Origin of the sequence: Marinihelvus fidelis, assembly GCF_008725655.1 — a bacterium.
Lineage (GTDB): Bacteria > Pseudomonadota > Gammaproteobacteria > Xanthomonadales > SZUA-36 > Marinihelvus > Marinihelvus fidelis.
Genome location: NZ_VYXP01000005.1, coordinates 366,014 through 387,642 on the forward strand (window position 1 = coordinate 366,014; position 21,629 = coordinate 387,642).

General features: G+C 64.4%; 19 protein-coding genes. 7 read left to right on the forward strand and 12 right to left on the reverse strand.

Annotation, left to right across the window (positions count from 1 at the left end; all coding sequences use genetic code 11):
- Nucleotides 1-17: 17 nt before the first annotated feature.
- The 4 genes from F3N42_RS09590 to F3N42_RS09605 all read right to left on the reverse strand — a co-directional run bounded on the left by F3N42_RS09590 (nucleotide 18) and on the right by F3N42_RS09605 (nucleotide 5,862).
- A complete protein-coding gene (locus tag F3N42_RS09590; RefSeq protein WP_150864208.1) occupies nucleotides 18-1,745 on the reverse strand; it encodes a DUF5060 domain-containing protein in 1,728 nt (575 codons plus the stop codon).
- Nucleotides 1,745-3,694, reverse strand: a complete 1,950-nt coding sequence (locus tag F3N42_RS09595) for a glycoside hydrolase family 127 protein (RefSeq protein ID WP_150864209.1) — start codon at nucleotides 3,692-3,694, stop codon at nucleotides 1,745-1,747. Before F3N42_RS09595 ends, F3N42_RS09590 begins: the two co-directional genes overlap by 1 nt.
- Before the next feature lie 159 nt (nucleotides 3,695-3,853).
- The gene (gene nanR / locus F3N42_RS09600; protein ID WP_150864210.1) at nucleotides 3,854-4,573 is read right to left on the reverse strand and encodes a transcriptional regulator NanR; all 720 of its coding nucleotides are present in this window, start codon (nucleotides 4,571-4,573) and stop codon (nucleotides 3,854-3,856) included.
- 44 nt (nucleotides 4,574-4,617) lie between these two features.
- A complete protein-coding gene (locus F3N42_RS09605; protein WP_150864211.1) occupies nucleotides 4,618-5,862 on the reverse strand; it encodes an MFS transporter in 1,245 nt (414 codons plus the stop codon).
- Nucleotides 5,863-5,959: 97 nt separating this feature from the next.
- On the opposite strand from F3N42_RS09605, the gene F3N42_RS09610 reads away from it, so the two are divergent.
- From F3N42_RS09610 to F3N42_RS09625, 4 genes are all read left to right on the forward strand, one after another.
- Nucleotides 5,960-6,802 (forward strand): phosphogluconate dehydrogenase C-terminal domain-containing protein, encoded by an 843-nt coding sequence (locus F3N42_RS09610; RefSeq protein ID WP_150864212.1) that lies wholly within the window; start codon nucleotides 5,960-5,962, stop codon nucleotides 6,800-6,802.
- A 23-nt stretch (nucleotides 6,803-6,825) separates the two neighbouring features.
- A complete protein-coding gene (locus F3N42_RS09615; protein ID WP_150864213.1) occupies nucleotides 6,826-8,691 on the forward strand; it encodes a hypothetical protein in 1,866 nt (621 codons plus the stop codon).
- 502 nt (nucleotides 8,692-9,193) lie between these two features.
- Nucleotides 9,194-9,754, forward strand: coding sequence for a type 1 glutamine amidotransferase domain-containing protein (locus F3N42_RS09620; protein ID WP_150864214.1), 561 nt, complete (start codon nucleotides 9,194-9,196; stop codon nucleotides 9,752-9,754).
- Between the two features lie 163 nt (nucleotides 9,755-9,917).
- A complete protein-coding gene (locus tag F3N42_RS09625) occupies nucleotides 9,918-11,294 on the forward strand; it encodes a DUF1214 domain-containing protein (RefSeq protein ID WP_150864215.1) in 1,377 nt (458 codons plus the stop codon).
- A 77-nt stretch (nucleotides 11,295-11,371) separates the two neighbouring features.
- Here the strand turns inward: F3N42_RS09625 and F3N42_RS09630 are convergent, their stop codons facing one another.
- Complete coding sequence (locus tag F3N42_RS09630; RefSeq protein WP_191621335.1) at nucleotides 11,372-13,966, reverse strand: serine/threonine-protein kinase; 2,595 nt, start codon at nucleotides 13,964-13,966, stop codon at nucleotides 11,372-11,374.
- 82 nt (nucleotides 13,967-14,048) lie between these two features.
- Here F3N42_RS09630 and F3N42_RS15610 point away from each other — a divergent pair, with 82 nt between their 5' ends.
- Nucleotides 14,049-14,642, forward strand: a complete 594-nt coding sequence (locus F3N42_RS15610) for an ECF-type sigma factor (RefSeq protein ID WP_191621336.1) — start codon at nucleotides 14,049-14,051, stop codon at nucleotides 14,640-14,642.
- 15 nt (nucleotides 14,643-14,657) lie between these two features.
- Here F3N42_RS15610 and F3N42_RS09640 read toward each other — a convergent pair whose 3' ends face one another.
- From F3N42_RS09640 to napE, 7 genes are all read right to left on the reverse strand, one after another.
- Nucleotides 14,658-16,343, reverse strand: a complete 1,686-nt coding sequence (locus tag F3N42_RS09640) for a tetratricopeptide repeat protein (RefSeq protein ID WP_191621337.1) — start codon at nucleotides 16,341-16,343, stop codon at nucleotides 14,658-14,660.
- A gap of 75 nt (nucleotides 16,344-16,418) precedes the next feature.
- Complete coding sequence (locus F3N42_RS09645) at nucleotides 16,419-16,868, reverse strand: cupin domain-containing protein (RefSeq protein WP_191621338.1); 450 nt, start codon at nucleotides 16,866-16,868, stop codon at nucleotides 16,419-16,421.
- Between the two features lie 100 nt (nucleotides 16,869-16,968).
- The gene (locus F3N42_RS09650; protein WP_150864220.1) at nucleotides 16,969-17,556 is read right to left on the reverse strand and encodes a cytochrome c3 family protein; all 588 of its coding nucleotides are present in this window, start codon (nucleotides 17,554-17,556) and stop codon (nucleotides 16,969-16,971) included.
- Nucleotides 17,557-17,559: 3 nt separating this feature from the next.
- Complete coding sequence (locus tag F3N42_RS09655; protein ID WP_150864221.1) at nucleotides 17,560-18,018, reverse strand: nitrate reductase cytochrome c-type subunit; 459 nt, start codon at nucleotides 18,016-18,018, stop codon at nucleotides 17,560-17,562.
- A 10-nt stretch (nucleotides 18,019-18,028) separates the two neighbouring features.
- Complete coding sequence (gene napA, locus F3N42_RS09660; protein ID WP_191621339.1) at nucleotides 18,029-20,521, reverse strand: nitrate reductase catalytic subunit NapA; 2,493 nt, start codon at nucleotides 20,519-20,521, stop codon at nucleotides 18,029-18,031.
- The gene (locus tag F3N42_RS09665; RefSeq protein WP_150864222.1) at nucleotides 20,512-20,799 is read right to left on the reverse strand and encodes a chaperone NapD; all 288 of its coding nucleotides are present in this window, start codon (nucleotides 20,797-20,799) and stop codon (nucleotides 20,512-20,514) included. The genes napA and F3N42_RS09665 overlap by 10 nt, the downstream gene beginning before the upstream one ends.
- A gap of 3 nt (nucleotides 20,800-20,802) precedes the next feature.
- Nucleotides 20,803-20,979, reverse strand: coding sequence for a periplasmic nitrate reductase, NapE protein (gene napE, locus F3N42_RS09670; RefSeq protein ID WP_150864223.1), 177 nt, complete (start codon nucleotides 20,977-20,979; stop codon nucleotides 20,803-20,805).
- A 224-nt stretch (nucleotides 20,980-21,203) separates the two neighbouring features.
- Here napE and F3N42_RS09675 point away from each other — a divergent pair, with 224 nt between their 5' ends.
- Together F3N42_RS09675 and F3N42_RS09680 are read left to right on the forward strand one after the other, a co-directional pair.
- Nucleotides 21,204-21,365, forward strand: a complete 162-nt coding sequence (locus F3N42_RS09675; protein ID WP_318190952.1) for a type II toxin-antitoxin system HicA family toxin — start codon at nucleotides 21,204-21,206, stop codon at nucleotides 21,363-21,365.
- Nucleotides 21,366-21,374: 9 nt separating this feature from the next.
- Complete coding sequence (locus tag F3N42_RS09680; RefSeq protein ID WP_150864224.1) at nucleotides 21,375-21,587, forward strand: type II toxin-antitoxin system HicB family antitoxin; 213 nt, start codon at nucleotides 21,375-21,377, stop codon at nucleotides 21,585-21,587.
- Nucleotides 21,588-21,629 lie beyond the last annotated feature (42 nt).

Below are 21,629 nucleotides of genomic sequence, written 5' to 3' on the forward strand. Positions count from 1 at the left end.
TCAACCAGCGAATCTGCTTACGGCCTGACGCCGTCCTTGCGCAGCACCAGCACCCAATCGGTATCGGTGCTGGGCGGTTCGAACCGGATCGACTGCGGCCAGGTTTCGCGTTCGCCATTGCCATTGGGCGTGATCTCCAGCGCGCCATGGCCGGTCACCGCCGGCACGGCCTGCCGCTCGCCGGTTTTCGTGTTGATCCAGGCGTTGTCGCTGTACTCGACCTCGGCCAGGAACAGCGAGAACGGCTCGCCCTTCATGGAGAACACCACCGTCTGGCGGCCCTCCTCGACCAGCGCGAAGACGCGGAACGGGTCGTGGTGGGTGAGCTGGCCGCTTTGTGGTGTCAGCCGGTACCACTCGACCTCGTCGGTCATCACGTCAACCAGGATGTCGATGGCGCGGGCCGACGGGTAGAACGCATGCTCCGGGTCGAACGGCAGGCCATCGGGGCCATGGGCCGCCAGCCGGCCGCCCGGGGAATGGCCGTTCCAGTTGAACGAGGCGCCGGCCATGGTGGTGGCCCAGGCCGCGCCGCGCAGGTCGTCCTGGGTGGCGCCGGTGCGTTGGTGCCAGTAGCGGCGCCACAGCGCGTTGCCCTCGGACATATACACCGGCTTGCCGACGTAGCTGAGCAGGCTGGACATGTAGTGCGTCCACGGCGTGCGCCAGTAGTTGTAGCGCTCCACGATCCTGTCGGTTGAGACGATCTCGTGGTTCTCGGTGGCCGCAAACGTGTAGGCGTCCTGGTCCCAGTGGTTCTCGCGCGGCATCTCGTCTTCATAGGTGCGCAGGTGGTTGAAGATGTCGTACTCGGCCAGCAGCTTCGCCAGGCCCAGTTCGTGGGTCTCGCGGTCGCCTTCCACTTCCCAGACGAAGTTCCAGCCGGCCAGGTTGGCGTACGGTGCCAGGCGGGCCACGGCGTACTTCACGTAGAAGACCTTTTCGTCCTCGTCCAGGTCTTCCCAGCGCGGGCCGTCGTTGCGGCTGCCGTCGAAGCCCAGGAACATGTGCACGCCCACGTCGCGGTCGTTGAGCCAGGCCATGCGCTGCTCCATCAGTCGCCACACGCCCAGGTTCATCGTCGTGGTGACCTCGCCGTTTTCGTACAGCGCCAGGTCCAGCGTGCTGGGCTCCGGGCCGTCGTCGTAGTACTGCGTGAAGCAGCACAGCGACATCAGCCAGTTCACCTGCAGGTGGTTATAGCCGGCGTCGACCAGTGGCTGGAAGACGTTCTCGGAGACCCAGTCGAAATCCTGGGCGATGCTGCCGTGGCCGGTTTCGTAGTAGGACTTCAGGTAGACCGGCTCGGTGCCGTTGTAGGCGAACCAGTACGGGTTGTCGGCGTAGGCCTGGATGATGCCCGGGCCGGCGTTGGCCTCGGTGGCGGTGAACTGGCCGCTGCCGCCTTGTGTGCCATCGCTCCAGCGCCAGGTGTATTCCCAGGTGCCGGGCTCGTCGGGCATGAAGCGCATTTTCCAGGTGTCGCCGCTGGTCATGTCGCCGCCGCCCTGGCCGTTGCCGTCGTAGAAGCCCCAGAACGACCAGGTCTTGCCGGACGGCGCGGTGTAGTCGACCAGCAGTTCGACATCGGTGAACCGGTTGTCGTAGTCGCCGTCGTTGACCACCGCGGTCTCGAAGACGCGGTAAAGGCCGACATCTTCGGCCATGGCGACGGCGCTGGCCGCCAGCAGCGTGATCGCCGCGGTGGCCCGGAGGAAGCCGGCGCGATTGAGCAGGGTGTACATCAGGATGCTCCTTGTGAATCTGTGGGTTGTAAAGGCAGCCAGACCGTCATCTCGCCCTGGTCACGGTTGTCCCAGGCAAAGTACGGCACCAGCGTGGCCGGGATGCTTTCGAACTCGGGCAGCGCGCGGCTGCGATACAGCGTGTCGGCCGTCCAGGCGGGTGCGCGAGAGACGTGCAGCTGTCCCCGCAGCACGCCCAGCCCGGTGCCGCCGATGTCGGTTTTCGCGAACGTGAATGGCGTGTCCGGGTCGATATAGGCATCGCTGATGGCCGTGCCCGCCGGCAGGTCCGCGGTCTCCAGGCAGTAGACGATGGGCCCGCGGGTGACCGCCACGTGGTTGCGGGTCTCTTCGACCATGGGGTGGCTTTCGTTCAGCGTGACGGCCATGGGCAGCGACAGCTCGATGCGGTCGCCGGCCTGCCAGTCGCGCTGCAGCTCGACAAAGCCGTTGTCCGCGGTCGCGTCGACGGCCTGGCCGTTGACCGACAGACACCAGCCATCGGCCCATGCCGGAATGCGCAGGGTGACCGGGAAGGCCGCGGTGCCGGCGCGCTCCTCGACCACGATGCTGATCTCGCCATCCCAGGGGTAGTCGGAACGCATGCGCAGGGTCGCGCCCGTGCCGTCTTCGCGCTCAAACGTGGTGCGGGCGTCGCCGTACATCAGGTAAGCGATGCCGTCGCCATGGGTGATGGCCAGGCGATCCTGCGTTTCGGCCAGGGTCCGCACCACGTTGGGCGGGCAGCAGAAGCAGGTCAGGTAGGCCTCGCGGTGGCGGCCCCATTTCAGGTCGTAGGGCAGGTCGTGTACGCAGCGCAGGGCGTTGGTGTAGAAATATTTCTCACCGGCCAGGTCGATGCCCGACAGGATGCTGTTGTAGATGGCGCGTTCCATGTAGTCGCCATACACGCCGTCACCGAACGCGCTGGCCATGCGGTAGTTCCACAGGTAGTTGCCGATGGACGCGCAGGTCTCGTTGTAGCCGGCGGTGTTGGGCAGCTCGTAGGCGCGGCCGAACGACTGGTGGGTGCGCTGGATCTTGTCGTGCTCCCAGCTGCCGTAAGGCGACACGCCGTCGTACAGCGGCGCGCAGCCGCCGGTGATGTAGATCTTCTTCGAGACCAGGTCGTTCCAGACGGCCTGGACGACCTCGGCGTACTTCGAATCGCCGGTGGCGCGGTACAGGTCGGTCACGCCGGCATACAGGTAGGTGGCGCGCACGCCGTGGCCCAGGATCTCGCGGTGCTCGCCCAGCGGAATGCGGTCCTGGTTGTCGTCGGTGCCGTCTTCCACGCGGTCGCGCAGCGCGATCAGCTTTTCCAGCAGCTCGATGTACTGCTCATCGCCGGTCACCTGGTACAACTCGGCCAGGCCCATGTAGTGCGACGGGCACACGGCCGTGCGTGGCACGGCGCCGCGGGTCTCGTCGAACAGGCTGGCCAGGAAAGCCGCCGCCTTGATGCCCACGTCAAGAAAATTCGTCTTGCCGGTGACCTGGTGATGCACGACGGCCGCGCTGATCAGGTGGCCCAGGTTGTACATCTCGAAATTGTTGGCTTCCTGCAGGTCTTCATAATCGGCGTTGTTGCGGTGCTGGATGGCGCTGTAGGTGAACAGGTAACCGTCATCGCGCTGAATGCGGGTAATGGTGTCGATAATGGCGTCAATGCGATCCAGCCATTCCTGCTGGTCGGAGTCGCCGTAGACCCGGATGGCCGCCTGCAGCCACTTGAACAGGTCGCCGTCCCAGAACGGTGGGTCGACATGCTCACCCTCGGCCTGGCCGTCGGCGATAAGGAAGTTTTCCCAGCAGTGGCTGAGTTCCTTGTCATCCAGGATCTCCCACATGTGCGGGATCATGTGGTCGCGGCAGGCGTCCCAGCGGTTTTTCCAGAAACCGCCGGTCCACGCCGAGCGGACCTTGGCCGTGTTTTTTAATGTATTCATCTGTGTTTTACCTGGTTGCCTTGTCGCCAGGCCGAGCCTTGCCGTGGCGGGGGAATATCAACTTATATACTAAGTATATATGACAAGCAAACCATTGTGTTACCGGTGATGATACCGGTATCACCGCCAGCCACGGCTGACTGGCCGCGGCGGTTAAGCCTACGCGCTGTCGTCGGTGTTCTGGAAGATAACGCGGGAGCGGTTCAGGTGGTCGGCCATGGCATAGGCCGCACCCTCGGCATCGTGGGCCACGATGTACTCGTAGATCTTGCGATGCTCGTCCAGGGTGATGTGTTCCTTGCCGTCCAGGCGGACGATCTTGGAGTTGTACTGCTTCAGCCAGCCCAGCATGGCCTTCTCGGTGGCCACCAGGATGGGGTTGCCGGTGGTCTCGGCGATGGCGATGTGGAAGGCGATGTCGGCCTCGACGAACTTGTCCGGCTCGGTCAGGTAGTACTTTTCCTGCGCGTCCAGGGCCGCGCGCATACGGGCCGCGTGCTCGTCGGTGACCTGCTCGGCGGCGCGCCGCACCACGCCCTTTTCGAACAGCAGGCGGGCGTCTTTCAGGTGCTCCAGCGAGCTGGGCGAAGTGCGCAGCAGGTGCTGGGCGGCGATATCAATCTGCGAAATGATGCCGTTGGCCGTGGGCGCGGTGACCTTGGGCCGGTGGCCCTGCTGCACCGTGATCAGCCCGGCGTTCTGCAGTGACTGCATGGCCTCGCGCACGGCGGGGCGGCCCACGCCAAAGCGCTCCATCAGCTCGCGTTCGGACGGGAACAGGTCACCCGCCTCGTATTGCCCGGACTGGATCAGTTCCATCAACCGCTCCAGGACATCGTCGGACAGTTTGCGCTTGCTGATTTTCTGTGTGGCTTTCACTCGATCCCCTCGGAACGTTGTTGATTCGATGATATTTCCGAACTTCAGCCCCGCGCAACCGCGCTGGACGGGTCGAAGTCCTTGCCGACGATGCCGCTGAGCAGGATCAGGCCGGCGCTGCAGGCGTAGGCGACCAGCCCCAGCATCAGCGCCATGCGGTAGTCGCCGAAATGGTCGAACAGCGCGCCGAAGATGTAGCCGCCGGTCGCCATCGCCGATGCCAGCATGACCAACAGGATACCGAACAATTTACCGTAGTTACCCAGGCCGAAGTACCGCGGCACCAGGAAGGCCAGGAAGTCCACCTCGGCACCCTGGGCCAGGCCCAGGAACAACACCGCGGGGATGCCCACCCAGAACACCGCCGGCACGTCGGCCAGGAAGATGATGATGCCGATGATGGGGAGCAGCAGGTACAGCGCGGCGACGCCGGCCGGCCAAAAGCGGTCGAGCATCCAGCCGGAGCTGAGCCGGCCGATGGCGACCGCGGCGAAGAACACCGAACCCAGCGTGGCCGCCTGGGCGGTACCGAAGCCCTGCGCGACCAGCACCGGCTGCATCTGGTGCAGCATGCCACCCACGCCGATGTTGGCCGTCAGCAGCGCCAGGCCCAACAGCCAGAACTTGGCGCTGGTGAGCGTGTCTTTCATGGGCAGGGCGCTGTTCTGCAGGTCGACGTCTCCGCCTTCGTCGCTGATGTCCGAGAGGTAGCCCGGTGGCGCCGAACGCAGGCCCCAGGCCACCACCGGTATGCCGATCAGCAGCGGTACCATGGCGAAGCAGAGGAAGGCCACGCGCCAGCCCCATTGCTCGATGATGAAGGCGAACAGCGGCAGCAGCACCATGCTGGTGGCGGTGATGCCCGACATGGTGATGCCCAGCGCCAATCCGCGTGAGCGGTGGAACCAGGTGTTGACCACCTTGGTCCAGATCATCGGCCCGGTGGCCATGCCGAAGAAGGTCATCAGCAACAGCGTCAGGTAGTAGACCCACAGCTGGCCCGGCTGTAGTGCCAGTGCGACGTAGCTCAGGCCCAGCATGAACAGGCCGATCAGGCCCACGCGGCGTGATTCGAAACGGTCGACCAGCGCGCCCAGGAAGGGCAGGAACACCAGCGCGCCCAGGCCGATGACGTTGCTGAAGGCGAGTTCGGAGCGTTCCCAGCCGAATTCTTCCGAAAGCGGGATAATGAAAACGCTGTTGAGCATGGAGTACAGCCCAAGGCCGGTGCCCATGCCCACCGCGCCGGAGAAGACGGCCTGCCAGCCGCGCCTGAATTCAGATGTCATCGTTATGGTCTGCCTGCGTGAGCGATCGTTGTTCTAACTGGTATACTAAGTATGCCACTACTCCGTACCGCATGCACGAATGGGGTGTTTAACACAGATGAGCACGAATCAACTGAAAACCGTGGCCGTGATCGGCGCCGGTGGAAAGATGGGCTTCAGGATATCGTCGAACCTGTCCGAATCCGGTTTGGACATTCGCCACGTGGAGCGTAACCCGAACGGGCGCCAGCGATTGTTTGACGAACTGGGCGTGGAGTGCATTGACGCCGACACCGCCGTTGAGGGCGCCGACGTGGTCATCCTGGCCGTGCCCGATACGCTGATCCGCCAGGTCTCACACCAGCTGGCCCCGGCGCTGAAACCGGGCACGATGGTGGTGGTGCTGGACGCGGCCGCGCCGTTCGCCGGCCACCTGCCGGACCGCGACGACCTGGCCTACTTTGTTACCCACCCCTGTCACCCGTCGATCTTCAACGACGAGTCCGACCCGGACGCCCGCCGCGACTTTTTCGGCGGCGACAAGGCCCGGCAGGCCGTGGTCAGTTCACTGATGCAGGGCCCGGAAGAGGCCTGGGACACCGGCGAAGCCATCGCCCGGCTGATCTACGCGCCGGTGACCGACACCTATCGGCTGACCGTGGAGCAGATGGCGCTGCTGGAACCGGGGCTTTCGGAGACCGTGTGCGCCACGCTGCTGGTCACGCTGCGCGAGGCGCTGGACGAAGTGGTGGCCCGCGGCGTGCCGAAAGACGCCGCGAGAGCCTTCCTGCTGGGTCATATGAACATCCTTTCCGCGGTGATCTTCGACGAGATCGAGGGGCGCTTCTCCGATGCCTGCTACCAGGCCATCAAGTACGGTAAGCCGGACCTGGTCCAACCCGACTGGAAGAAGGTCTTTGAGCCGGACGCACTGGCCGCGAGTATCCGGCGGATCACCTGAGTGAGCGGGATGGTGATCACGGAATGACGCCGGCCGACTCGCTGAATGTCCGCCTGTTCGGCACCGGGGAACTGCAGGAACCGAGCCGGACAATCACCGCCGGCGTGCTGTCCGTGGTGCTGCAGAACGGCAGCCTGCGGGGTATCTCGATCGCCGGCCGCGAGGCCATCCGCGCCATCGCTTTCATCGTCCGCGACCGTCACTGGGGCACCTACGTGCCGCGGATCTCCGACCTGGAGGTCGAGTCCTTTGATGGCGGCTTCCGCATCGGCTATGACGCGATCTGCACGGACGATGAACAGGCGATCCGTTACCGCGCCATGATCGAGGGCCACGCTGACGGCTCGCTGGAGTTCGTGGTCCGCGCCCGCGTCGACGCGCCGTTCCTGACCAGCCGGGCCGGTTTCGTGGTGCTGCACCCCATCGACGGCGTGGCCGGTGAGCCGGTGACCATCACGCACACGGACGGCTCGACCGAAGAATCACGGTTCCCCGCGCTGATCGCGCCCTCGCAGCCGTTCACGGACATCCGCGCCCTTCGCCACCAGGTGATGCCGGGCGTGGCCGTGACCTGCACGATGGAGGGGGATGCCTTCGAGATGGAGGACCAGCGCAACTGGACCGACGGCTCGTTCAAGACCTACATCCGCCCGCTGGCCGACCCGCACCCCTACACGCTGGAACCCGACACCGGGTATGTGCAGCGCGTGGGCTTGGCGGTCGACGGTGAGATTCCTGTGCCGTCCGTGACGTCCAGCCCTGGCCCGGCCCGGTTGTCCGTGCCTGCGTCTGACGGCCAGCACGTTCCGGCGCTGGCGCTGGCCGTGAATCCCGACGATATCGATGACTGGGACATCGCGGCCGAATGGGCCCGGCAGAGCGGCGTCGGTCACCTGTTCTGCATGTTCAACCCGGCGGCCGGCCACGACGCCGGGACGATGACGCGCTTCAAACAGCTGCACGAACACAGCGGCGCGGCGCTGGTGCTGGAGGCCGTGCTGCCGCTAAAAGATAAGGCTGGGCGTTACACCGACAGCATCGATGCCCTCGACGCCGATATGCGCCTGGCCAGGCAGGCCGCGGAATCAGCCGGAGTCACCTTCGCCGCGGTATCGGCCTCGCCAGCCTGCTATCACCGCGGCTACCAGGTCGAAGGGCCGTGGCCGAAGGCGCCGGCCCTGGAGGTCGTCTACGAACGGACCCGGGCCGCGTTCCCGGGTGCCGCGGTGGCCGTGGGCATGCACAGCTATTTCACCGAGTTCAACCGCCGGCCGCTGCCCATGGACCAGGCCGACTGGGTGACCCACTCGACCTGCCCCATCGTGCATGCCGCCGACGACCGCTCGGTGATGGAAACGCTGGAATCGCTGCCCTGGGTGTTCGACTCCGTGCGCGCGCTGGCCGGCGACATACCCTACTGGATAGGCCCCACGGCGCTGGGCATGCGCTTCAATCCGTACGCGGATTCGACCATGCCCAACCCCGACAATATCCGCCGCGCCTCGGCCCGGATTGATCCCCGGCAAAAGGGGCAGTTCAACGCCGCATGGACCCTGGGCTACATCGCCCGGGCGCTGGCCGCCGGTGTCGATGGACTGTGCCTGTCCGCCGTCGCCGGGCCGTTCGGTATCGGCGGAGCGCCGGACCGACCTTTCCCCGTGTTCCGTGTGCTGTCGGGGATCGCGCGGCACGGCGGTGTCGCGGCGCGTGTCCTGGACGGCCCCGCCACACCAGGCGTCACTGGCCTGGTGATCGAAGCGGCGGATGGCCCGGAGTACTGGCTGGCCAACCTGGGCAGTGAACCCCGGCCGGTGGTGATTAACGGTGTCGGGGAGGACCACATCGAGCTTGAACTGGGGGCTTACGCAGTCATGTGTGTCCGAAACTGAACCGGGCTGGGCGGACGCCCTGAAAAGAAAAGCCCGGCGGCGGCCGGGCTTTTCAGTACGCGCTCTGTGCGAGCGGGTGGCGACGTTTGTTTCATGTTGAATTACTCGCTACCGCCCGAAAAGTTGGCGCGTAAACGCCCCCCTTGTCTATAAACACGCAATTTTGGCTAAAGCCAGATCACCAAATTGGCTATAGACGATTTGCCAAAGTGTCTATAGCCACTTTGCCAAGCTGGCTATAGACACACTGCCAAGCTGGCTATAGCCGCTTTCGAATTTTCAAACGCCTGCAAAAAATTCAATGGGCGGTCACGTTTTCAACGTGCCTGGGGCGCGTGCTTTTCGGCCATTCATGGCCCCCCGGGCCCATGGTTAAGCCGTTTGCGCGTGTCGCGCGAGAATTGCGCAACGGTCGGCATTGTTCTTGCATCGATAGAGGGTGCATAGCGCAACGCGCCCGGTCGTCGTACCGGGCCACTCATCAACAATCCATGGAGGTTTCATGCTACAAGGCAAACGCATCGCCATTCTCGCCACCGACGGCTTTGAACAGTCGGAACTCACCGAACCGCTCGACCGCCTGCGCGCCACCGACGCCGATGTGAAAGTGGTGTCGCTACAGCGCGGCAAGATCCGCGGCATGCGCGGCCGCGAGTGGGCCGAGGAGGTCGACGTTGACGCCGTGGTTGACGACATCAGCGCCGAAGACTTCGACAGCCTGGTCATCCCCGGCGGCCTGCTGAACCCGGACACGCTCAGGCAGAGCGAGCCGGCCGTGCAACTGGTCCGCGAGATGTTCGACGCCAAGAAGCCGGTCGCGGCCATCTGCCACGGCCCGTGGATGCTGGCGCAGGCCAACGTGCTGCGCAACCGCAAGGTCACCAGCTACCCGTCCATCCGCACCGACCTGACCAACGCCGGCGCGCTGTGGGCCGACGAAGAGGTCGTGGTCGACAAGGGCCTGGTCACCAGCCGCAGCCCTGCGGACCTGGACGCCTTCTGCGACAAGGTTATCGAAGAGACCCGCGAAGGTCGCCACGAGGGGCGGAGAGAAGCCGCCTGATGCGTGTTTCGGTCGGACGGCCGGCCATTCACACGCCCTGGATGGGCGGCCTACCCGGCAACAGAGCCCGGCCGCGTGCCGGGCTTTTTCTTGCCTGGCCGTTACGCGTGCCGGCCCGCGGGCATGTTACCTTTCGTGTTCACGCTTCAGGGGGTGTTGCAGCATGAACCGGTTTTGTTTCGACGGCCTGTTGGCCGTGCTGATGTGCCTGGCGCTGGCCGGCTGTGACCCGCTTGCTTCAGAAGCGCCGGAATCGGCCACGCTGGCCACGGACGCCGCCACCAGCGACATCCAGCACACCGAGCCGGCCGTTTCCGACGACGAAATCGTCGAGGCCTGGGTCTACCTGCTCAGCCGCGCCCTGGTGGTGCGCCAGGAGCAGATGGATTTCCAGGGCACCGGGCTGTCCTACAACGACATCAGGTACAACGAGGCCGGCAAGGCCGACTTCGTCAACCCGAACCTTGACGTGGCCTACATGGAAGCCTGGGTGGCCATCGACGATGATTCGGCCGTGGTGCTGGAGATCCCGGAGATCGAGGGCCGGTACTACACCGCGCAGTTCCTGGATGGCTGGGGCGAGGTGGTCGTCAACATCAATGAGCGCAACTTTCCGGACCACCCGAATGGCCGTTTCGCGCTGTGCATGGCGCCGTGCGATGTCGAGCTGCCGGATGACGTGCTGGCGGTCGAGGTGCCCGACCGCAAGCTGAAAATGCTGGCGCGTGTAGAGTTGCAGGATGACCTGGATGGCGCGATCGCCTTGCAGAAGGGCTTTCGCATGAGCGTGATCGGGCTGCCCAGTACGCAGATGCCGCTGCCGCTACCGAAGTTCTCGAACCAGGACCCACCCGGGGTGGAACTGTTCCGCCTGGTGGATCATTTCCTGGAAACGCCCGACACTAAAATGGACGCCTCGACGATCCGCGCCACGGCGCGTCGCGTCGCCGCCTACGTGGCCAACGGTGGGCCGGCGGCGGCCCATGCCGACCAGGTGATCAACGAGCAGGCCATGCCTCGCTTTATCCAGTTCGCTACGCAGAAGGCCGGCAAGTTTGAAAACGGCTGGCTGGCGACGCTGACCGCGGGCAATTACGACGGTGATTACTGGACCCGCGCCGCGGCCAATTTCGTCGGCATCTGGGCCAATACATCCGAGGAGGTGATCTACTTCATCGCCTCAACCGACGGTGCCGGCGAAACGCTGGGCGACGGCAAGGCTTACCGGCTGCACTTCACCGCCGATGAACTGCCGGCGCAGAACGTCAACGGCTTCTGGTCGGTGATCCTGGTGGACTTTCCCGGTTACCGGGTGGTGGGTAATGCGCTCGATCGCTACAACTTCAACAACTACTCGTCGTTGACCTATGGTGATGACGGCTCGCTGACGCTGTACGTGGCGCCATCGCTGGACCCGGCATGGCCGCAGTCGAACTGGCTGCCGTCACCGTCGAAGGGGCGATTCAACCTGACGTTGCGGATGTACGTGCCGAAGGACAACGTGCTCGCCGGCGACTGGTTCCCGCCGCCGCTGGAGTGAGGGAGTGAGGGGGTCAGGGTAAAGGGTCAGAGTAAATTTACTCTGACCCTCTACCCTGACCCCAACGTTCGCCGGCGCTACGGCGTTGTGCGGGACTGGAACGCGGCGTAGGCCGCCTCGAATTCTTCGCGGCTGGAGCCGGCGTCTTCGCCGGCGGCTTCTGCCAGGGCGGCGGCATCGTTGAAGGCTGTCCTGGCCTCGGCATGGCGTTGCAGCCCATCCAGGGCGCGGGCGTGCCGGGTGAGCGTGGCCAGCCGTTCACGCGGGCGGTCGTAGCCAATAGTGTCGTACAGCGCCATCGCGGCGTTGCACAGGGCCAGCGCCTCGGCGTATTTCCCCTCGTCCAGCCGCAGGTCAGCCATCAGCACCTGGGCATTGCCCACGCTGGGATGATCCGCACCCATGACTTCAAGCCGTGTTTCAAGGCACTGCCGGAACAATGAGCCGGCCGATTCGAACCGGCCCAGCAGGCGATGGACATTCCCCAGGTTGCAGGTCGCGATGGTAAAGCGATAGTCATCGAGGCCGAAGATTTCACCGGCCATCTGCTGTGCCCGGCCGATATGCGTGGCGGCTGTTTCCAGATCACCGGCGCTGCGCAGCGCATTGCCCAGGTTGTTATGAACCGCCGCCACGCGTGGAATGGCTTCGTCGCCGTAGGTTTTCTCGTAGATGGCCAGGGCCCTGGACAGCGCGGCAGCGGCCTCTTCATACCGGCCCAGCCGATTGAACGTGTTGCCCAGGTTGTTCAGCGTCCGGGCCCGGATCAGGTGGTCCCGTGGGTAGATTCGCTCGGCCGTGGCCAGCGCCTGCTGGCGCAGTTCGAGCCCTTCGGTCAGGTTGCCCTGGCGCTCCAGTCCGGAAGCCAGCGTGCCCAGCAGGCTGATCAGGCTGCTGGGTGAGTCTTCATCGACGACCCCCAGGTCGGCGGCTTCGCGCATTAGCGGCAGTGCACGGTCGTTCAGTTCAAGGACGCCCATGGCCGTGGACAGCGCGTACAGGTATTCGTAAAGCGACGGGTCGGGCAAGGATGGCACTTGTCGCGCCAGGTCCAGTGCGGCCTGGCCCCGGGTGACGGCCTCTTCGGAACGACCCAGTTCGGTCAGGCTGAACAGCAGGGGCTCCATCAACGTCGCATGGCGGGGACCGGGCACCTGGTCCAGTTCCTCGAGGATGCCGATGGCGCGTTCCACGCTGGCGATGGCGTCGTCGTGGTTGCCGGCATCCATCTGCGCGCGGGACAGGGCGCGCAGGGCGTCGACGCGGTCGTTGTCATCGCCGTGCGTGTCCGCCAGTGCCAGGCCTTCTCGCAACAGCGGTTCTGCCGTGTCGAGTTCACCCAGCTCACGGTAGAGGTTGCCCAGCAGAACCAGCATCTGGCCCCGCAGGGCGGGGTCCCCTTCGAAGGCGCCGGACAACTGGTGGCCACCCACGTCCAGCAATTCGCGTGCAGTGACCGTTTCGCCCTGTGCTTCGTCCGGGTCGGACGCGCGGAACAGGTTCTGCAGGAAGTGGGTCACCTGGCGTGCGCGGGCGCTCTCGGCCCGGGCCACGTCTCGTTCATGGGCGGCAATGCGTGCCTGCCAGAGCGATGTCGCCAGCCCGCCCAGTATCGCCACGAACAGCAGCGCCGCGGCGGCAACGCCCCAGCGGTTGCGGGCGATGAACTTGCCGGCACGGTAGCGCAGGCTGGGTGCGCGCGCCCGCATCGGGCGGTTGTCCAGCCAGGCCTGCAGGTCTTCGGCCAGGTTGCGGGCATTGGCGTAGCGCTGGTCGGGGTCCTGGTGGGTGGCGACATCAATGAGCAACCGAAGGTCACGGTCCACGGTGTGGTCGACCAGCAGGGTCTGGAGCAGGCGGCCGATGGCGTAGACGTCGGTGGCCGTGGTGCAGTCTTCGCCGGCGACCTGCTCCGGGGCCGCGAACTGCGGGGTAAAGGCGTGCATGGTGCGGGTGTCTTCACGGCCCATCAGCCCGGCGATACCGAAGTCGATCAGTACCGGGCGGTTGCGTTCGTTTACCAGCACATTGGCGCTGTTGATATCGCGATGGATGACCAGGTGCCTTTGCGCGTAGGCCACGGCCCGCGCCAGCTGTTCGACCAACTGGACCACGGAGCGGGTGTTCGCATGGTTGTCCCGGCACCACTGGTCGATGCGGACCCCGTCGACATACTCCATGACCAGCCATGGCGCGCCGTCATTGGTGACGCCGCCGTCGATAAGCCGGGCAATGCCGGGGTGGTGTAGCCCCGAGAGAATCCTGCGCTCGCGCAGGAAACTGTCGAGCATGGCGCGCCCGGCAAAGGTCATCGACAGGATCTTCATGGCGGCGTCCTGCCCGAAACCATCGCCATCTCGGTGGGCGTGATAGACCACCGACATGCCGCCGCGGCCGATCTCGTCACCCAGCACCCAGCGGTCGATGACCCTGCCGGTGAGGGCACCACGGCCATTGGCCTCGCCGGAAAACTCGCGCACGGCCTGGGCCAGTGGGTGGTCCAGTGCGCTGTCGGCGTCCAGTGCCGCCAGCAGGGCCTTCAGCTCCGTTGCGCAACCGGCGTCGCGGGCCCGTGAATCTGCGAGGGCAAGCGTTTCCTGTCCCGGGTTGGCCAGGATCTCGTCAAGCAGGGCCTGTGCCCTGGTCCAGCGCTGCGACTCTTCCGGGTTCAATGCGCACCTCCAACCGTGTCATTGTAAGATGAACTCGTCATCCGACAGCAAAAGGTGCCAGGGCCCACGTGGCGAGCAAGGTATGACGGACGAAGCGGCAGACATCGCCCCGGGCGAGACGGCCCCCATCACCCTGTGGCTGGTCGCGGCGCGGTCAGGTGACGATGTGTCCATCGACCATCTCTACGAGGCGATCTACCCACTGCTGCACCGCATGGCGATGGCCCGCCCCGGGGTCCGCCCCGACGGTACACTGCAGCCCACCGCGGTCGTCAACGAACTGTTCCTGAAGCTCGATGGCAGCAGCGCGTTCGATGCCACGGACCGCCAGCATTTTTTCGCCACCTGCGCGCGGGCAATGCGGTTTATTGTCGCCGACGCCGCGCGCCGGGCGCTGGCGGAAAAACGCGGCGGCGATGTCCGCCAGCTCACGCTGGTGACCTCGCTGGCCGCGGCCCCCGACAGGGCCCAGGAGCTGCTGGAAATCGACGAGGCGCTAAGCGACCTGGATCAACTGGATTCACGCCTGCGTGAGCTGGTCGAACTGAAGTTCTTTGGCGGGCTGACCCACGACGAGATCGGTGCCCTGCACCAGCGTTCCGGGCGGTCCATCAAGCGCGACTGGGTGCGCGCACGCGCCTTCCTGGTGGCGCGCTCCAGGCGATTCCCCGCCTGAAGCGCAACGGCGCTGTCAGTCGATGCTGTCCAGCAACGCCTGGAAGCGCGGGTCTTCACGAACGGCGTCCAGGTCGCTGTCGGTTTCCAGCCAGGCCCGGTCGCCCCAGCCCTTTTTGACCGCGTCTTCCAGCAGTTCCAGTGCGCGTTCCTCGTCGCCCTTGATGGCGTAGAAACAGGCGGTGTTGTACAGCACCAGGGGTTCGTCCTTGCCGCGGATCAGCGCTTCTTCCACCATGCGCTCGCCGCGTTCCAGTTCGCCAACGTTGCTGAGCTGGTTGGCGCCGATGCACAGCGCCCGCGTGTCGTGCGGGTTCATCTCGATATGTCGTTCGATCAGCTCGATGGAGGCCACGCGCGCCTTCATTTCCTCGTGCTTCTGGCCCAGCGAGGCGTAGGCCTGGCCCAGGAACATGGCCGATTGGTAGTCGAGCGGGTTCACCTGGTTGGCCTTCTTGTACATCTCGATGGCCTCGGTGAACTTGCCCTGTGACGAGTACGCCAGGCCGGCGTAGTACCAGGCCTCGTACAGGTTGGGGTTCATCTCCGCGGCGCGCTTGAACTGCTCTTCGGCTTCCTCGTAGCGCTCGTTGATGAACATCGCCAGGCCACGGCTGGCGCGCGCTTCGGCCGAATCCGGGTCCATGTCCACCGCTTTTTCCGAATACTCCAGGGCACTTCGGGCATTTTCTTTCTGTGCGTCGGTGTAGCGGAACATGTACGAGTACGCGTCGGCAATGCCGGCGAAGGCCAGCGCGTACTTGTCATCGTGGACGATGGCCTTTTTGAACATGTTGATGGCGTGCTCGTAGTCGTGCTTCGTCATCGTGTACATGTAGCTGCGGCCGCGCAGGTAGTAGTCGTAGGCACCGGCGTCGGCGGTGGCCACGTTCTGGATCGATCGCCGTTCCTTGGGGGTCAGCGTCATCTCCAGCGCGTCGGTGATGCTCTGGGCGATGTCGTCCTGGATGGCGAAGACGTCCTTCAGCTCGCGGTCGTAGGTGTCAGACCATAAATGCGAGTCGGTGGAGGCTTCGATCAGCTGCGCGGTGATCCGCACGCGGTCGCCGGCGCGGCGGATGCTGCCCTCCAGCACCGTCTCCACGCCCAGCTTGCCGGCGACTTCCGGGATGCTGGCTTCCTTGCCCTTGAAGGCGAAGGAACTGGTGCGCGAGGCCACGCGCAGGCGCGGCAGCTTGACCAGCAGGTTGAGGATTTCCTCGGAGATGCCGTCGGAGAAATACTCGTTCTCCTTGTCGTTGCTCATGTTCACAAACGGCAGCACGGCAATGGAGCGGCGGCCGTCGTCGGGCGGGGCCACGGCGGCGGGCGGTGGGCCGGGTGCCGGCCGTGGCGCGGGTTCTGGCGCCGCGCGTGTGGCGCGCGTCCCGGCAGCGGCAGCCGGTTCGGCGGATTCGCGTTTCAGCGCGCCGCCCTGCGGCGTATCGGCGTCGGTGCGCTTGATGCCCTCGGGGGTCACCTCGAGCATCCACGACATGAAGATCGCCACCGGAAAGCCCAGAACCAGCAGCCACAACACCAGCGTGGCCGACCAGTCGGGCAGGTTGAGCGGCTCGAAAGTCGCGTCGGCAATCTGCATCAACACGAAAGCAGCCACCGCGTAGCCAATGGCCACACGGATCACCTTGCGGCGTTTGAGGTTCTCAAGGAATACCCTGAACCCCGACGCGTCCTCGCCCATGGCGCGTATCTCCCTGTTATTGCCCCCATTCTGGCGCAAACTGGGTGCGCGCGCCATCCATCGCGATGGAATGGTTCAGCGCGAGTCCACCGGATGCGTGTCCGGTGCCTGCTCGAAGGCGATGAAAAGGACACAGTCCTCGTCGCCCACGCAGGCGCCCGAGTGCTTGCGCCCGGCGGGGCCGTAGGCGTACTCACCGGTGGCCACCGTGGCCGTTGGCTGGCCTTCGTAGGTGACCTCCAGCGTGCCGCGGAGCACGGCGATCCGCTCGGCCGAGGTGTGCCAGTGCTCAACGAAGGATTCGCCGGCCGGGTAGCGGAAGAACACGTCGGCGTTGCTGCCGTCTTCGTTGATCCGGAGGATGGCGATGCCGCAGTCGGCATGGAAAAACTCGGGGCAGGCAATCCATTCCAGGTCCGGGTTGTCCGGTGACATGTGGGTGGTCGGTTCGCCGGCATACAGCGTAGTGCTGGCTATTGCCGCGGCAACGAAGGCCAGGGTCGGTGCGAGTTGTCTGGTGAACATTGAAAGGGCTCCTCTTGTTGTTGCCAGCTTCATTCTCCCCCCCCCTTACTATAGACGCCGCCGGAAATAGTTACCCGTGTCAACGAAGCCGGCCTGGTGGTCAGAACCCTTCAATGCCCTCCATGTCCGGCAACTGGTGGGCGATGCCCTTGTGACAGTCGATGCAGGTCTTTTCGCCGCTAGCCAGCGACGTGGAGTGCATGTTTGATGCGCGCGGGCTTTGCAGCGTGAAATCCATGAAGTCGAAGCCGTGGCAGTTGCGGCATTCCAGCGAGTCGTTGGCCTTCAGGCGGGCCCATTCGTTCTGCGCCAGCGCCAGCCGGTGCTCGAGGAATTTCTCGCGGGTGTTGATGGTGCCGAAAATCTTGCCCCAGACCTCTTTCGAGGCCTGCATCTTGCGGGCGATCTTGTCGGTCCATTCATGCGGCACATGGCAGTCCGGGCAGGTGGCGCGCACGCCGGAGCGGTTGGAGAAATGGATGGTGGTGCGCAGCTCCTGGTAGACGTTGTCTTCCATTTCGTGACAGCTGATGCAGAACTCCTCGGTATTGGTCAGCTCCAGTGCAGTGTTGAAGCCGCCCCAGAACATCACGCCGGCGATAAACCCGCCCATGGTCAGGAAGCCGATGCTGTAGTGGACGCTGGGGCGCCGCATCGAGCGCCATACTTTTTTGAAATAGGTGAACATCGCTCAGCGTTCCTGGCCGTCCGTGTCGCCCAGTAGTGCGTCCATGTCGTGGAAGTCGTTTTCCACCGGCAGGTTCACCTGGGCCTGGTTGACGTGGCACTGGTTGCAGAAATAGCGTCGCGGTGAGACTTCCGCCAGGAAGTTGCCGTCGCGGTCCATGTAGTGCGTGACGCTGATCATCGGCGCCTGGCTGTCCTCGGTGCGATGGCGGGCATGGCAGGCCAGGCACTTGTTCACCTGCAGGTTGATCTCGTAGCCGCGCGTGTCGTGTGGAATGACCGGTGGCTGCATCGGGTAGTTGCGCTTGCGCTTGATGTCAGAGTTGTCCACTCGGGGCATCGGCGCGGGCTCGGACTCGGCGTCGATGGGCGTGCCGCCGCGTAGCGTAACAATTTCCTTCGCCAGCGCGGCGGTGGCCAGGGCCAGCGCCAGTGGCAGCAGGACGATGATCAGTTTCTTCATGGTCGACTCCTCAGGCCTTCACCAGCCGGACCGCGCACTTCTTGAAGTCCGTCTGTTTCGATAGCGGGTCGGTGGCATCCAGCGTGACCTTGTTGATCAGTCGCGAGGCATCGAACCAGGGCATGAACACCAGGCCTTTCGGTGGCTTGTTGCGGCCGCGGGTTTCCACGCGCGTGATGGTTTCACCGCGCCGGGAAATCACTTTCACCGCGTCGCCGCGGCGCAGCCCGCGGTCCTGGGCATCGTCCGGGTGAATGTAGAGCACCGCGTTGGGCATGCTTTTGTGCAGCTCCGGCACGCGCTGGGTCATCGACCCGGAATGCCAGTGTTCCAGCACCCGGCCGGTGCTCAGCCACAGGTCGTATTCCTCGTCCGGTGACTCGGCCGGCGGCTCGTACGGCAGCGCGAAGATGATGGCCTTGCCGTCGGGCTTGCCGTAGAACTCGAAACCGCTGCCTTCGGAGACGTACGGGTCCGAGCCTTCGCGGTAGCGCCACAGGGTTTCCTTGCCATCGACCACCGGCCAGCGCAGGCCGCGGGTCTGGTGGTAGGTCTCGTACGGGGCCAGGTCATGGCCGTGGTCGCGGCCGAACTCGGCGTATTCCTCGAACAGGCCTTTCTGCACGTAATGGCCAAAGTGGCGTGATTCGTCATTCAGCTTGCCTTCGGGCACCTCTTCCAGGCCGAAGCGATTGGTGTGGCCGTTGGCAAACAGCACCTCGTACAGCGTCTTGCCGCGGTGCTCCGGCGACTGGTCCAGCAGTTCGGCGGGCCAGGCCTCGTCGGTGGTGATCCGCTTCGAGAACTCCATCAGCTGCCACAGGTCGGAGCGTGCTTCGCCGGGCGCCTCGACCATCTGGTACCACGACTGGGTGCGGCGTTCGGCGTTGCCGTAGGCGCCCTCTTTCTCGACCCACATGGCGGCCGGCAGGATCAGGTCGGCGGCGCCGCAGGTGGCCGTGGGGTACACGTCCGAGACGATGATGAAGTTGTCCGGGTTGCGGTAGCCGGGCCAGCCCTCCTCGTTCATGTTCGCCGCGGCCTGCATGTTGTTGTTGCACTGTACCCAGTAGACGTTCAGGTCGCCGTCCTTCAGCCGGCGGTTCTGCTCAACGGCATGGAAACCGGGCTTGTCCGGGATGGTGCCTTCCGGCAGTCGCCAGATTTTCTCGGCCATGGCGCGGTGCTCGGGGTTGGTCACCACCATGTCGGCGGGCAGCCGGTGCGCGAAGGTACCGACCTCGCGCGCGGTGCCGCAGGCCGAGGGCTGGCCGGTCAGGCTGAACGGGCTGTTGCCGGGCGTGGAGATTTTCCCGGTGAGCAGGTGGATGTTGTAGACCAGGTTGTTGCACCACACGCCGCGTGTGTGCTGGTTGAAACCCATGGTCCAGAACGACACCACCTTGCGGTCCGGGTCGGCGTAGAGTTCGGCCAGGCGCTGCAGTTGCTTGACCGGCACGCCGCTCAGCTTCGAGACGCTTTCTGCGTCGTAATCGGCGACAAATGCCGCGAACTCCTCGAAACTCATCGGTTCCGAGTCGCCGCTGTTGGGGTTCGCGGCCGCCTGTTGCAGCGGGTTTTCGTCGCGCAGGCCGTAGCCGATGTCGGTGGCGCCGCGGCGGAAGTTCGTATGCGAATTGACGAAATCGCGGTTCACGCGGCCGGTCTGGATGATGTAGTTGGCGATGAAGTTCAGGATGGCGAGATCGGTCTGCGGCGTGAACACCATGCCGTTGTCGGCCAGGTCGAAGCAGCGGTGCTGGAAGGTCGACAGCACGGCCACCTCCACGTGCGGCGCCGACAGTCGGCGGTCGGTGACCCGGGTCCACAGGATCGGGTGCATCTCGGCCATGTTGGAGCCCCACAGCACGAAAGCGTCGGTGGCCTCGATGTCGTCGTAGCAGCCCATGGGCTCGTCGATGCCGAAGGTGCGCATGAAGCCGACCACGGCCGAAGCCATGCAATGCCGGGCGTTCGGGTCGATATTGTTGGAACGGAAACCCGCCTTCATCAGCTTGACCGCCGCATAGCCCTCCATGACGGTCCACTGGCCGGAGCCGAACATGCCGACGCTGGTCGGGCCCTTGTTCTTCAGTGCGGCCTTGTACTTCTCGGCCATGATGTCGAAGGCCTGGTCCCAGCTGACCGGTTCAAACTCACCGTTCTTGTCGTACTGGCCGTTGCGCATGCGCAGCAGCGGTGTCTTCAGCCGGTCGCGGCCATACATGATCTTCGACAGGAAGTAGCCCTTCACACAGTTGATGCCCTTGTTCACCGGCGAGTTGATATCACCGTGGGTGGCGACCACCTTGCCGTCCAGCGTGGCGACGTTCACCGAACAGCCGGTACCGCAGAACCGGCACGGGGCCTTGTCCCAATTCAGGCGGGTCTTGGTGGCGTCGGTCAGCAGGTTGCTGGCGCTGGCGGGTACCGTGATGCCGGCAACGCCCGCTGCGGCGGCGACGGCGCTGGCTTTCATGAAGTCCCTGCGTTTCAGGTCCATGGCTGGGTCTCTCCGGAATCGAGTTCGTGGTAAACGGGTGAAAGTTGAAGTACGCCGTCCAGCTCCGACAGGTCGCGGGCCCGGTCGGCGATGTCGCGGGTGTCGGCGCCCTCGATGGTCAGGACCACCTTGCCGCCCTGGGCGGCGTGCTCTTCGACGTCCGGCCAGGCGGCCATCGCCTCGCGAAGGTCAGGCAGTCTTTCCGGGTGGGCATGCAGCACGAAGGACGCCACGTGGTAAGCCCCGGGGCGTTCGGAAATCGCGCTGGATTCGGACATGGATCAGCCGTGTGACCCAGGCGGGCCAAAGATCAGCTGCAGCATCCAGATGATGAACCCGTAGCCGCCGACGATCATCACCGACAGCACCGGGAACAGGAAGACGGTGATGAACAGGAAGACGCGGCGCTCGCTGCGCTTTGTGGGTATTTCGGGTGGCGCTGTGGGTTGCTCACTCATGGGTGCGCGGGCCTCCGGGTTTTAGTGACCTGGCGAATCGCCCTTGATTCACCGCCTTCGCCATCTAATCTAATCCAACTTAAGCGGCAGTTCCAATTCAATGAAATACGGCGAACCCGGCTTCTGCCTCGCATTTCCTACATGTACAGGAGAACTATTGCGATAGTTTGACAACAACTTTTGGCCGCACCATTTTCAGAATGAAAGTGCGAGTGGTTCTGAAGATGCTTCAACATGATGGATGGATTCACGTAAAAACGACAGGCAGTCATCGGCAGTTCAAACATCCTGTAAAAAATGGCAAGGTCACCGTGGCGGGCAAGCCAAGCGCGGAATTGAGCGTCGGGACTTACCTGCATATCCTTAAGCAGGCGGGTCTGCGCTAGACTTGTGATATGAAATATACGGTGATCATTGAAAAGTCAGGTGCCGGATTCAGTGGCTATGTTCCTGATTTACCCGTCGTTGTCGCCGCAGGCGCTACGCGGGAAGAAGTGTTGCTACTCCTCTCAAGCGCAATTCCAGACCATATCGCGTTGATGCGGGAGGATGGCGATCCTGTACCCGTGCCGACAACCTCCGCCGTGGAGATCGAAGTCGCGGCCTGAGAATGTTGTTCGCTCAACTCCAACTACCAAGAGAAACGTAAC